The organism is Acidobacteriota bacterium, assembly GCA_040754075.1.
Taxonomy (GTDB): Bacteria; Acidobacteriota; Blastocatellia; order UBA7656; family UBA7656; genus JBFMDH01.
Genome location: JBFMDH010000019.1, coordinates 97,725 through 110,213, shown reverse-complemented (window position 1 = coordinate 110,213; position 12,489 = coordinate 97,725). Strand labels below are relative to the sequence as shown.

Here is a 12,489-nt window from a genome sequence, read left to right as displayed (position 1 = left end):
GGTTTTACCGGGGTTTATTTATCTTCAAAGTGACAACTCGCGTCTGCCCTTAAATTATCCTTCGTTATACGCCTGACCGGGTGTGCATCTCGATTAGAATTCTATGAAAGATTTATTTGAGTTACCGGAACGCCAATACTTTCGAGCGGTCATTGATACCCTCAACAGTCATGTGAAAGTTACAATACTGGTTTCTCAATCCTGCTTCCTGATAACCCCTGTATTTGTCAGTAGGGACAAATTTTTTGGTCATTCAATAAATAATTTCGTGAATGAAGACGATTACCTAAACCACATTCATGAGGGAGATCGTGAACGAGTTCGGAAGGTTAAAAATTTTGCAACCCAAAATCGGGAAAATGTGACGATTGAATACCGCATTTTTGATGGCGACCTGAATATCTTATGGATAGAAGAAACCTGCCGTTTAATTGTGAATGAAAGTGGACACCCCGATTTTTGGATTTGTACTTTTACGGATATTACCGAGCAAAAGAATTTAATTAATGAGTTGGAATCAGCCCGTAAAACCCTTCAGGATGTATTGGGGCAGGTCGAATTATTATCGGGATTAATTCCGATTTGTAGCTATTGCAATAAATCCAGAAACGACAAAGAGTATTGGCAGCGACTGGAAAAATATCAACATCACCACCTGACAGATAAGCTGGATAAAAATATCTGTCCTGAGTGCCTAAAAAATGTTCGCACACGATTAGCCGGTATCATCCACCGAACGAACGCGGCGAGCGAACCGCGATTTTAAATGGCAGCAAGCAATTTTTCCCCGTGATTATATTGATAATCCCCCCCGGTATATTAAAACCAGAAGAATAATTCCCAGAATAATCCGATAAAAAACAAACACGAAGGTACTGTTTTTTTGTAAAAACCGTAATAGAAATGCGATTGAGGCATAACCGGAAATGAAGGCGAATCCGGTAGCTACGATTAAAGGTGTGGTATTTCCACTTGTTGATTGAAGGGCTTTTGGCAATTCCAGTAACCCGCTTGCCGCAATGGTAGGAATAGAAAGCAAAAATGAAAAACGTGCGGCAGCTTCTCGTGTCAGTCCGGCAAATAACCCGCCGGTGATGGTGCTGCCTGAGCGTGAACACCCTGGGATTAAGGAAAAGGTTTGAGAAATACCGATAATTAATGAATCCGAAAGGTTGAGTTGTTGCATGTTTCTTTGTTTACGGGCGGTCAATTCAGCAACGGTTAAAACAATTGCCAATAAGATAAGCGCCCAGGAAATCACTCTTAAATCTTTGGTAAAAACCCCCTCAATTTGATGTCTGAAAATTAACCCAACGATTGCCGCCGGTATCGTTCCGACAATTACAAACCAACCTAATTTTGAGTTATATTTTTCGCTTTCACTCACCGGTTTTTTAGTGAATAGGGAAAGATTGGTTTTTAGAAAGCCGATAGTGATTTGTAAAATGTCCTGCCAAAAATAAAACAATACAGAAAAAAGCGTCCCGAGTTGAATGACGGCAATAAAAGCAGTCCACTCATCAGGGCGTTCCTGACTGATTTGACCTAATAGTTTGCCGGCTATGGTTAAATGTGCGGTGCTACTGATCGGGAGGAATTCGGTTAATCCTTGAATTAACCCAAGTAAAATGGCATACCAGATAGACATTTAGCGAATCGGCTCCTTTTGAAATAATGTTTGGGATGTGATAACAATTAGTTGAATGTTAACTCTCGGTATTTGGGGATCAATGAGCAATCATCATACCAGCCAGGCAAACGATTGAATAGATGAACCAACAAAGAAAACATGGATTAAGAATATTTTTTTATTATTCGCTATTGATTGCCATACTAGCCGGCTTCAATTTTTATAAGTATTTCACTGCAAAATCACTCTTATCTTTATGGGTTGGCATTCTGTGCACCGTCGCCTTTGTGGGCTGGATAGGTTTTTATTTCTATTACGTTCGTGGAAAAAGACCTAAGAATGATGAAGAGTAATTTGACAGGCTTCAAATGAATTGTTTATTATCCAAACTTCGTTTTGAATGTCTTTGAAAAATGAAACTGGCCAGGTAGCTCAGTTGGTAGAGCACGTGACTGAAAATCACGGTGTCGGCGGTTCGATTCCGTCCCTGGCCATCAAGCAAAAAGCGGCTGACAAGATGTCTTGTCAGCCGCTTTTTGCTTGATGGCAATAATCCATATCTATCAACGCAGATTGAGATTTAAAACGGTTTGGCTTGTTCTTTGGGAATTTCACTTTTAAATGCAGCGTTGATGACCTTCCGGGGTCTGAACCCATGTGACGGCTCAACATAACCGTCGCGTTCCAATTGATACAGTAAACAAACTGCCTGCCGATAGCTAATTTCTAAGCAATGTTGTAATACCAATGGCGAAGCATAGCCAATTTTCGCTATTGCCTTTAGGGCTTCCGCAAGCAATTCGGAGGTTTCCGGCGAAGCCTCTTCTCTGGTTAAATCGACAAAAAAATCAACTGTGGCTGAGACGCGTTGATTTTCCAAAAGGTCTAAGTCCGGACATTCACCAATTGGAATTGATAGGTAGTTCTTGATATGTATGAGTTCTTTACGCAGGGATTCTATCGCATCAACTAATTCTTTACTTCTCGTTGAAGCATCCATATATGGGTCTCTTTTTAGGAATTGCTACATTATATTGGGGCGTTTGCTCTTTTCCTGCTGGATGAACTATAACAGAAAGCCAGCCTGAGACAAATTTTTTTTACAAGCCGCTTGGTGAATTTGCCAGCAATTCATATTCTTTTATTCGATAGGATAGGCAATCAGGAAATTTTGATGAGCATCTTCCTTAACTCAATGCCACGACATTCAGATTAGAGATCGTCAAGTCACCCAAATTAATCGTCTACCAACGGAGTGGGGTTAGCTTAATCAGCGATTCAAGCGGCAGAAATTATTCCATCGTCTTCATTTAAGCTTTAGGAAATTAGCACAGTTGCAACCCTGAATAGCTGTACTATAGAATGCGCGATTATCAATGAATTATATTAAGGAGATTTTGCAATGAAAATTGGTATCCTGGTGGGAAGGGAACAGACCTTTCCAGCCGCTTTAATAGAAGAAATCAATCATCGTCAATCCGGGGTTACGGCGGAATATATAAAAATCGGTGGCGTCAAGATGGCTGAAAAAGTCGATTATGATTTAATTATTGACCGCATCTCTCATGAAATTCCGTTTTATCGCTCCTTTTTAAAAACCGCAGTTTTGTCCGGCGTCAAGGTTATCAACAACCCGTTCTGGTGGTCAGCCGATGATAAATTTTTTAATTATTCTCTGGCGACCTATTTGGGAATTGCTATTCCTAAAACCATTCTCTTGCCGCAAAAAGATTACAAAGAAGGTGTGGTTTCGGAGTCACTGAGAAATCTGGAGTATCCCTTAAATTGGGAAGCCATTTGCGATTACATCGGCTTTCCGGCATTTATCAAACCCCACGATGGCGGTGGTTGGCGCGGCGTTTCCAAAGTCGATAACTTTCAGGAATTAATGCAAAAATACAATGAGAGCGGCACCGATTGTATGGTTTTACAGGAGTATATTGCTTTCGATCATTATGTTCGCTCCTATTGTATCGGGAAGAAATTCGTCAATCCGATGCCGTATGACCCGGCTGCCCACCGTTATCTGGTCATTGATAATTATCTGGATAAAGAGATCGAAGAACGGGTAATTAAAGAAACCATCCTGATTAATGAAGCCCTGGGCTATGACATCAACACTGTCGAGTTTGCCATTAAAGACGGCATCCCCTACGCAATTGATTATATGAATCCCGCCCCAGACGCTGACTGGTGGTCGGTTGGCACAATTTATTTCAAATGGATGGTTGCCAGAGTCGCAGACCTCGCTATTGAGTCGGCATTACATGGGGAACCCACCTTGCAATCGCATCGTTGGATTGATTTTTTGAAAAACGACATTAAGCGATCTGGCTTCGGTCAACCCGCCGGAGCTTGATTTGATTTTTAGATGGCACTAACAAGGGTTACATTGAGGAAATGCATGTCAATAAAAGCGGTTGAGACCTATAACGAAATTATTGAACAACAACCACACCTGCTCAACGAGTCGCATCAACATCTGTTGCAACGATTTGAAGAAGTTCGCTTTGTTTTTGGTGGCAGATTATTATCCCCATACCTTCGCCCACATTTCGTTACCAGAACGGAGTGGGCGCGAATCACTCAAGCTTGTGAAACCATCTGGGGGGCAATCGAAAAGGTTGGACGGAATGCGCCGACCGATGTGCTGATGCAGGAGCAAATCGGATTTAGTGAAGCGGAAAAAAAATTATTAGCGGTCAATCCCGGTTATGAAAATGTCTCGGTTTCTGCGCGACTCGATTCTTTTCTGACCAGCGAACGTTATAGCTTTGTTGAGTTGAACGGAGAGTGTCCAGCAGGCATTGCCTATGCGGATGTCGCGGCAGAGATATTTTTAGAACTCCCGTTGATGAAAGAATTTGGCAAAAGCTATACGGTTACGCCGATGTATTGTCGGCAAAATATGCTGAATGCCTTGCTCGAAATTTACACAAAAGTGCGCGGGCGCGGAGAAAAACCCAACATCGCCATCATCGATTACAAAGGGCTTCCCACACAACGCGAATTTGAATTGTTTAAACAGTTTTTTGAGTCACAAGGGTTTCAAACCACCATCGCAGACCCTCGCGAGGTTGAAGTTCATAATGGCAAGCTTTACAGCGAGGATTTCAAAATTGATCTGGTTTATCGAAGAGTCCTGGCTACTGAATTGTTGGAAAAAGAGGATGAATGCCAGGGATTTATCGAAGGATATGCCACGGGGGCGGCAATTTATGTTAATTCTTTGCGGTCAAAATACGTTCATAAAAAAATGTTATTTGGAATTTTAACCGATGAACATCATCAACATTATTTCACGACCGAAGAACAACAAGCCATTCGTCAACATATACCCTGGACGAGAAAAGTTCGCGATGTCAAAACCACACGCAATGGTTTGGAGATCGATTTATTGCCACACATCCGCGAGAACCGCCATCAACTGGTATTAAAACCCAATGATGATTACGGTGGACATGGGATTTATATTGGCTGGGAATCAACTGAAAGTCAGTGGGATGAAGCAATCGCCAGCGCCTTGGCTGGTGATTATTTGGCGCAGGAACGGGTCGAAACGTCTCGTGAACTTTTCCCACATATTACCGATGATGGCGTTAAATTGGTTGAACAATTGCTCGACATTGACCCCTTGCTGTTTTTTGGAAAAGTGAAGGGAGCATTTACACGATTATCGTCTTCATCGCTTGCCAATGTGACGTCAGGAGCCGGAATGGTGCCAACCATGTTGATTGAATAAACGGCTGAGTAACATCTATAGGTGATTGTTCAATATTTATTTTGTTGTTAAGCTTTCAGGGTTTTAAATGCCACTTCGATTGCAATAAACGATTGGTTCTCTCATTGAACCTTGACCTGTATTCCGTTGACGCTCGAAAAGAGGGAGAATGTCATGCCGGACTTTACAATTGGAATAGAAGAAGAATTTCAAATCATCGACCCGAATACCCGCGAACTGAAATCCCATATCACAGAAATGATAGAAGAAGGAAAAATGTTGCTGGGTGAGCAGGTGAAACCCGAAATGCATCAATCAATGGTCGAAGTCGGAACCGGCATCTGCAAAAATATTCAAGAAGCGCGCGCTGACCTCGTCAAACTCAGGAAAGCCATTTCGGAACTGGCTGGTCGTAAGGGATTGAAAATCATCGCGGCATCCACGCATCCTTTTTCACATTGGAAAGACCAGCAAATTACCCCGGGCGAACATTACGAAATGTTAATCAGTGAAATGCAATTTTTAGCGCAATCGCTATTAATTTTCGGAATGCACGTTCACATTGGCATCGAAGACCGCGAATCGCAAATTCGTATAATGAATGAACTGCGATATTTTCTGCCACACTTGCTGGCAATTTCAACCAGTTCGCCGTTCTGGCTGGGAATGAATACCGGTTTAAAAAGTTATCGTTCCGAAGTGTTTAAAAAATTCCCGCGCACAGATATTCCCGACCATTTCCGTTCCTATTCGGAATATCAGGGATATGTCGATTTGTTGTTGAAAACCAATTGTATCGACCGCCCGAAGAAAATCTGGTGGGATGTACGCCCGCATCCCAATTTCCCGACGCTGGAAATTCGCATTTGTGATTTACCTGCTAAAGTCGATGAAGTCATTATGCTGGCGGCGCTCATTCAAGCCATCGTCGCCAAACTCGATAAATTACACAAGATGAATCAAGGGTACAGGATTTATCATCGTGCCTTGCTTCAGGAAAATAAATGGCGCGCCGTGCGTTGGGGAATCGACGGAAAACTCATCGATTTCGGCATTCAAAAAGAGGTTCCGGTTAAGGATTTATTAATTGAGTTGCTGGCTTTTATTGATGAGGTGGTCGATGACCTCGGAAGCCGAAAAGAGGTTGAATATGTCCACACGGTCATCAAAGAGGGAACCAGTGCTGATAGACAACTCAGGATTTACGAAGAGACCAAAGATTTCAATGCCGTGGTCGATAACCTGATTAAAGAAACCGTGGAAGGCATCGCATAATTGATTATTCTATAATTGCGATTAACCATCGATTGCTGCTTAATTGCAAACAATTTCAAATTCATCCCACCAACATCCAGAATCGTCAGGGAATACCAGACGACAACTTTTTTGGCGTTCCTTGTATCAAACCTTTCGTGTGAATATGATTAAGGAATGAGCGATATGACTATCTAAGGAGTGGAGGCATACAATGAAATCTTCAAAAAAAGTTCTCAGCGTTTTCGTTTTAAATATTTTTTTGCTGACCATTTTCCAGCCAATAGGTTTTTCCGCACAAACCCCAATTAAAGACCATAAAAATTCTTACCCGCCATCGGAAGATGTGAAGCTTGGCAGACAAGCCGCAACAGAGGTGGAAAAACAACTTCCTCTATTAAATGACCGCGAGGTTGATGCCTATATTGCAGGATTAGGTGGACGAATCGTTGCATCGCTTCCAGGCAAGTATCAATTTTCCGAGTTTCGGTATTCCTATAAGGTGGTTAATGTTAAAGACCTGAATGCCTTTGCCTTGCCGGGCGGATATACCTATGTCAATCGCGGATTAATCGAAGCCGCGAAAAATGAAGGGGAATTGATTGGTGTCATGGCTCACGAAATCAGTCACGTTGCCTTGCGACATGGAACTTTGCAATATGCCAAAGGGAAAAAGGTCGGAACCTGGGCGACGATTGCTGCCATCGGCGGATTAATTGTCGGGGGCGAGGCGTTGGGAAGCGCCATTTACAGCGGTTTTGGCGTCTACTTTTTGAAGTTCAGCCGGGAATATGAGAAGGAAGCCGACCTTTTAGGTGCGCAAACCATGGCGCGCGCCGGATACGACCCGCGAGACCTGGCAAATATGTTTAAAACCTTGGAACAACAAGGAGGCAAAGGCGGGCCCGAATTTTTGAGCGACCACCCCAATCCCGGAAACCGTTTTGAATATATTAACCGCGAAGCCGAAATGTTGCAGGTTAGAGATTCAAATGTCAGCAATCGGGATTTTTTAAGAATCCGCGAAAAACTCAGCGGGATGGGGCGCGCGAGATCGATGGAAGAGGTTTCCAAAGGCACACGCGCGCCGGCAAGTAGCCGAAGTCGTCCAGGTGATCCCCCCTCACGTTCTTTAAAATCCTACACCGATCAAAGAGGGACGGTTCGGGTTAATTACCCGGACAATTGGGATGCTTATGCGAGCCAGGATAGCGTGAGTTTTGCGCCCGCCTGGGCTATCGAAGGAACCGATATTACGCGAGGCGCAATAGTCGGAACCTATGTACCCAATGCCAGAAAACGCGGCTACCTGACCTTGGATCAGGCGCTCAATAAAGTGGTGGCGATGTTGCAGGAGAATAATAACTATCTTAGGGAAGAGGGCGACCGGCGCTCGGAGCGGCTTTCTGGTAAGACGGCGCTTGGAACATTTCTCAGAGGAACCAATCATGCCGGTGATTCGGAAAGAGTGTATGTGGTAGCGCGACAAAGCGGCGACAATATTGTTTATATGGTTTTCATCTCGCCGGAGCGTGAATTTCGCCAGTATGAACCGGCGTTTAATTCAATGCTTAGCAGCTACACGATTAATGAACGTCTGAGATAGACAATAAAAAAGGCGACCATCAACATGGGTCGCCTTTTTTATTCGGTATTTTCCTTTTCAATTAAATTACCGCCGCTTCTTTAATATCTAGAATTCCTTCGTCAGCATCAAGCATTCCGGTCAATCCCAGAGGCAAAGTCAACTGGTCTTTGGTGTGACCGATGGTTAAGCCATAAAGCACAGGGATTTTTAAATCTCCCAAAATATTATTTAAAACTTCTCCGAGTGAATAGGGCGAAGCAAAAGACGGTTGAAAATCTCTGGGTCCACATCCTGCACACTCACCGAAAATAATGCCTGCCGCCTGCTCCAGTTTGCCCGCCAGTCGTAAATTTGTCAGCATACGGTCGATACTGTAGGGTTGCTCATCAACATCTTCTAAAAATAGAAGTTTTCCCCGCGTGTCCATTTCATAAGGCGTTCCCATCAGGCTAACAATCAACGAAAGATTTCCGCCAATCATTGGCGCGGTTACTTTACCGCTTTTAATGGTTCTGAAACTATGCTCAGGTCGCAGTAGATTTTCCTCTTTGGGGTTGGTGAATTTGCCAAGCGAATTTTTGTCAAAAAGCGCCCGGCGAAAAGCGTTTTGCGTATAATCGCTGAAACCGGAAACTGCCACAGGCCCGTGAAAAGTAACCAGTCCGGTTTGGCGATGAATCGCTAAATGTAAAGCGGTGATGTCGCTATAACCCAAAAATATTTTTGGGTTCTTTTGAATGAGCGGGTAATCAATTTTGTCGAGCAGATGAGGTGAACCGTACCCTCCACGAACCGCGAAAATCGCCGCGACGGTTTTATCACTGAACATTTCGTGAAGATCATCAAGCCGCATCTGTATCGAACTTTTATAATCAATGGAGCGCCGCCCCACATTTTTTCCCATTCGCGGTTTGAGTCCGAAATACTTCAGGGTGTGTTGCGCCAGAGCCAGCCGGTCTGGGTCAATCACTTCTGTGCTTGGGGTAATCAGCCCGACGGTATCGCCGGATTTCAAGGCTTTAGGTTTAATTAAAATGTTTGCTGGCATATGAGGTTTTCCAAAAACCGAAAATAGCGGAAGCGTAAATGCTGAACTCATTCCGGCAATAAAATTTCTACGATTCACGAATTTCCTCAAGTTGAATTTTTAACAGCATACGGGATGAAAGTGGATTCGCCAAGATTGCTGGCTTAACTTTTTTGTAAAACACATCTGGGTTCAACCAAAATGGTTTTAAAAGATGAAAGGCGAACCAAACCGGGTTGAGCGCGGGGTGGTTTACTGACGAATTTTTTTTGCGTGTAATGAACCGCTACTTTCGGCAATTCCTTTGCCTGAGAAAAAAAGGCTGCGAGTTCGGCGGCTTCTTGAATGGTTTTAACCGGGACCTCCTGCCGATTTTCCCCACGGATGACTACATGGGAACCGGGATAATCGGCGGCGTGAAGCCATATATCGGTTGATCTGGCAATCCGAAAGGTAATCGCGTCATTCTCTTTATTATTTTTGCCGACAATGATTTCGTGACCGGAGGTGGATAGAAACCTGCGTCCTAAAGGGCGAGCTTTTTGTGCGGATTTTTCTTTGGTATTTCTGCTCTCATATTTGGGTTTGATACCGAGCGCCTTTTCGGCTTGGGTAAGCAGATGGCTGAACTGAATGGAATTTAGCTCACCCTGTAATTGAGAGAGCAATTGGGAAAGGGTTTGCAACCGACTAGTAATTTCCAGGAGACGTTTTGCAATCGCATCCTGAGCGCGACGCGCCTTTTGAAACAGTTGGAAATAGTTTTGTGCCGCTTGCTGAGGTGATTTCCCTTCGCCCAAGGCAATAGAAATTTCAGGTTGATGTTCATCGAAGTAATCGATTACCAGAGCTTGATTATCGATTATTCGGGCAGTCGATAGATTTGCCAGCAACAGGTCGCCAAGACGTTTAAATTTATCAGGGTCTTCAAATTTGTTTTGGTCTACCGTTAAGTTTTTTAGATAGCCTTGGAGTTTTTTGCTTTCGTCGCTTAATAGTTTTTCGATTCGTTTAAATTCATTTTGAGCGCGGATGGCTTTATCAAGCAACTGAAAATAGGTGCGCGCTGCTGTAGACAAGTCAGGGAAAGCCGTTTGCTCAACCGACGAATTTTCCAATGAATGTAAAGGGAAACTGGACAGTTGTATTGCCTTCTTTATCCCGATGAGTTGATGAATGGAAATTTCATTCCTGGTAATTTGAGCCAGTTGAACAGGGGTGTAAATTAGAGGGGTGGGCGGCAATGTTAAGTCTTTCAGTAGAGTTAAAAGAGCCTCCCTTGAACCAGACTGATTTTTTCTATAGTTGAATTCTTTTTTTAAAAGCGGGCCAAACAACTTCAGTGTGGTTTCAATGAACGGTTCATCCAGGCTTTCACGCCTTGCTTCGACCAGTTTATTTAGCTCTTCCAAATTTTTATCAAATTGAGTAAATGAAAATCTGTCATCGAGATTAAAATTACCGCGCGGTTTAAACAGGGCATAAATCACATTTTCCTTGTCGGTGAGATAGGCATTGGTGTTTCGCCCGGCAAAGGACAAAATCAACCTGGTTAATGCCGGGTGAGCATCAGGTCTTTTGGGTTGGAACTCCAGGATCACCACACGTTCAAAATTAGGCTTGTGAATGTTGATAAGCTGCCAGCCAAGAATTTCTTTTCTAATATTGGCGAGAAAGGGATGGGCTTCATTCGATTGATTTTTCGGGAGGGTGTCTAAAAAAATCGAAGAATCATTCGGGTCTAGCCTGATATGTAAAACCTGCCCGTTTTTTAATCGGAAATCCAAATATAAATTGGTATCGACGAGAAATCCTCTGTGAAGGGTTTGCCCAATCAAGATTGGAGTTATTTCCTTTACCAGACCTGAGATTAAAAAGTCTTCCATGAAGTTGATTTCACAAATGAACCCGGATGGTTTGCCAATAGATAGGGTAGGTGGGATTTCGGAAATCCTCAAGCGTCAAAATCATATAGAAAGGGGGCTTTGGAAAACTAAAGTATTCTATTTATCCCGAACCACGACGGTGTGGGAAATAAGATCGTACCAACCACGATGTTGGGGGTCGATTGCCACCCAGAAGAACCCTGCCAGGGCTATGGTAAATGAGATGAAATACCCGATAGTTCTCAAAATAATATGAAAAAACGAAGGAATTCTATCGGTTCCCACATCGACAATATGGGTATTTGAAATCATCATCCCGAAGGTTTTGCCGCACAGGGTTTGACTGAGCAGTAAATAAAACGTGGTGATAAACCCGATTAAGCCGATGCCGGTTACGATTGATGTCGCATGATTGAACTCGCCACCCATTGCCTTAATGACCAGGAAAAACGGCGCGGCGCTCAGTGCGATGGTTAAGAGGTCGATGGCGAAAATTTTCAAATGTGTAGACAGGTTTGGAATATCAGTGGCGGCGACAATGTTTTGCGGTTCGTTGGTAAAATGATCAACCAGTTTGGCGGTAATCGATTTCGGGGTTTCACCGGATTTTCCGACCTCTGCATAAATATAATCGAGAGGGTCGGATTTACCTTGGAAGCCATCGCCCGCAAATTCATCTTCCTCGACCATCAATCGTTTGATCACCGATGGTGTGGTTACCTGTTGGGTTCGAGGTTCAGAAATCGGGACAACTTCTGACATTTCCAGTTCAACCTGTGGTTGAACGTAAGATTTTTCTTCGGGAACCGGGTGTTCCAATTTTCTAGCGGTTGCCTCTTTATCCAAAGCCAACGAAGCGGCAGCCTGTGATGTGCGTGCTGACTCGATTCGTGGAATCGACGCGCGAATCGCATTTTCATTGGCGATGCGATAGCGGCGCAAAGCTTTCTCGACCACCGGATTAACAATTTTAGGTTTTGGAAGTTCAGATTTCGTGGTCTGGTTTGGAATGAAGGAGGTATTTTTCGCTTGTGTAGTGGGGGAACCATTATTTACCGGTAACCCGTTTTGAGTCTCACCGGAATTTAATGATTCCAATTCGCGTTTGGCTTTAATCGCTTGAATTTTTTCATTCAACTCTTTACGCCAAGCGGGTATTTCAGGCTTTGTAGACTCCATTTGTTCAGCCATTAATTGTCTGCGAGGAAACTCCAACAGTTTTGACGGCGAAGGTGAGTTCGCGTTCTTCGTGAAATCTTGACCGCAACGAGGGCAGACTGCGTGAGTCCCGTAATAGTTGTGCCCACAATTCTTACATTTCATAACAGTTAATCCTAAAGCGAATTGGGGCTACCTGACTATCGGGGCGCATAGTAACAAAAT

General features: G+C 43.6%; 10 protein-coding genes and 1 tRNA gene. 6 read left to right on the top strand and 5 right to left on the bottom strand.

Features of this window, described 5'->3' with window-relative positions; genetic code table 11:
- Positions 1 to 103 precede the first annotated feature (103 nt).
- Positions 104 to 766, top strand: coding sequence for a PAS domain-containing protein (locus AB1757_19640; GenBank protein ID MEW6129262.1), 663 nt, complete (start codon positions 104 to 106; stop codon positions 764 to 766).
- 27 nt (positions 767 to 793) lie between these two features.
- Here the strand turns inward: AB1757_19640 and uppP are convergent, their stop codons facing one another.
- Positions 794 to 1,648, bottom strand: a complete 855-nt coding sequence (uppP, locus tag AB1757_19635; protein ID MEW6129261.1) for an undecaprenyl-diphosphatase UppP — start codon at positions 1,646 to 1,648, stop codon at positions 794 to 796.
- Positions 1,649 to 2,051: 403 nt separating this feature from the next.
- Between uppP and AB1757_19630 the strand changes: the two genes are divergently transcribed.
- Positions 2,052 to 2,124: transfer RNA gene (locus AB1757_19630), tRNA-Phe, on the top strand.
- 86 nt (positions 2,125 to 2,210) lie between these two features.
- Here the strand turns inward: AB1757_19630 and AB1757_19625 are convergent.
- Positions 2,211 to 2,630 (bottom strand): DNA translocase FtsK, encoded by a 420-nt coding sequence (locus AB1757_19625; GenBank protein ID MEW6129260.1) that lies wholly within the window; start codon positions 2,628 to 2,630, stop codon positions 2,211 to 2,213.
- Positions 2,631 to 3,032: 402 nt separating this feature from the next.
- Here AB1757_19625 and AB1757_19620 point away from each other — a divergent pair, with 402 nt between their 5' ends.
- The 4 genes from AB1757_19620 to AB1757_19605 all read left to right on the top strand — a co-directional run bounded on the left by AB1757_19620 (position 3,033) and on the right by AB1757_19605 (position 8,211).
- Positions 3,033 to 3,989 (top strand): hypothetical protein, encoded by a 957-nt coding sequence (locus tag AB1757_19620; protein ID MEW6129259.1) that lies wholly within the window; start codon positions 3,033 to 3,035, stop codon positions 3,987 to 3,989.
- A 45-nt stretch (positions 3,990 to 4,034) separates the two neighbouring features.
- Complete coding sequence (locus tag AB1757_19615) at positions 4,035 to 5,372, top strand: hypothetical protein (GenBank protein MEW6129258.1); 1,338 nt, start codon at positions 4,035 to 4,037, stop codon at positions 5,370 to 5,372.
- Between the two features lie 153 nt (positions 5,373 to 5,525).
- Entirely contained in the window at positions 5,526 to 6,626 is a 1,101-nt protein-coding gene (locus AB1757_19610; GenBank protein MEW6129257.1) for a carboxylate-amine ligase, read from the top strand.
- 193 nt (positions 6,627 to 6,819) lie between these two features.
- A complete protein-coding gene (locus AB1757_19605) occupies positions 6,820 to 8,211 on the top strand; it encodes a M48 family metallopeptidase (protein ID MEW6129256.1) in 1,392 nt (463 codons plus the stop codon).
- Between the two features lie 61 nt (positions 8,212 to 8,272).
- Here AB1757_19605 and AB1757_19600 read toward each other — a convergent pair whose 3' ends face one another.
- From AB1757_19600 to AB1757_19590, 3 genes are all read right to left on the bottom strand, one after another.
- Positions 8,273 to 9,241, bottom strand: coding sequence for an LD-carboxypeptidase (locus AB1757_19600; GenBank protein ID MEW6129255.1), 969 nt, complete (start codon positions 9,239 to 9,241; stop codon positions 8,273 to 8,275).
- A 143-nt stretch (positions 9,242 to 9,384) separates the two neighbouring features.
- Positions 9,385 to 11,106 carry an NFACT family protein gene (locus tag AB1757_19595; protein ID MEW6129254.1) on the bottom strand — a complete coding sequence of 574 codons (1,722 nt, stop codon included), beginning with the start codon at positions 11,104 to 11,106 and terminating at the stop codon, positions 9,385 to 9,387.
- A 117-nt stretch (positions 11,107 to 11,223) separates the two neighbouring features.
- Positions 11,224 to 12,297 carry an RDD family protein gene (locus AB1757_19590; GenBank protein ID MEW6129253.1) on the bottom strand — a complete coding sequence of 358 codons (1,074 nt, stop codon included), beginning with the start codon at positions 12,295 to 12,297 and terminating at the stop codon, positions 11,224 to 11,226.
- Between the last annotated feature and the right edge of the window lie 192 nt (positions 12,298 to 12,489).

Excerpts from the sequence above, each read along its gene's own strand:
- uppP (MEW6129261.1), bottom strand. The coding sequence starts at position 1,648 with ATGTCTATCTGGTATGCCATTTTACTTGGGTTAATTCAAGGATTAACC.
- AB1757_19605 (MEW6129256.1), top strand. The coding sequence starts at position 6,820 with ATGAAATCTTCAAAAAAAGTTCTCAGCGTTTTCGTTTTAAATATTTTT.
- AB1757_19600 (MEW6129255.1), bottom strand. The coding sequence starts at position 9,241 with ATGCCAGCAAACATTTTAATTAAACCTAAAGCCTTGAAATCCGGCGAT.
- AB1757_19595 (MEW6129254.1), bottom strand. The coding sequence starts at position 11,106 with ATGGAAGACTTTTTAATCTCAGGTCTGGTAAAGGAAATAACTCCAATC.
- AB1757_19610 (MEW6129257.1), top strand. The coding sequence starts at position 5,526 with ATGCCGGACTTTACAATTGGAATAGAAGAAGAATTTCAAATCATCGAC.
- AB1757_19625 (MEW6129260.1), bottom strand. The coding sequence starts at position 2,630 with ATGGATGCTTCAACGAGAAGTAAAGAATTAGTTGATGCGATAGAATCC.
- AB1757_19620 (MEW6129259.1), top strand. The coding sequence starts at position 3,033 with ATGAAAATTGGTATCCTGGTGGGAAGGGAACAGACCTTTCCAGCCGCT.
- AB1757_19615 (MEW6129258.1), top strand. The coding sequence starts at position 4,035 with ATGTCAATAAAAGCGGTTGAGACCTATAACGAAATTATTGAACAACAA.
- AB1757_19640 (MEW6129262.1), top strand. The coding sequence starts at position 104 with ATGAAAGATTTATTTGAGTTACCGGAACGCCAATACTTTCGAGCGGTC.
- AB1757_19590 (MEW6129253.1), bottom strand. The coding sequence starts at position 12,297 with ATGGCTGAACAAATGGAGTCTACAAAGCCTGAAATACCCGCTTGGCGT.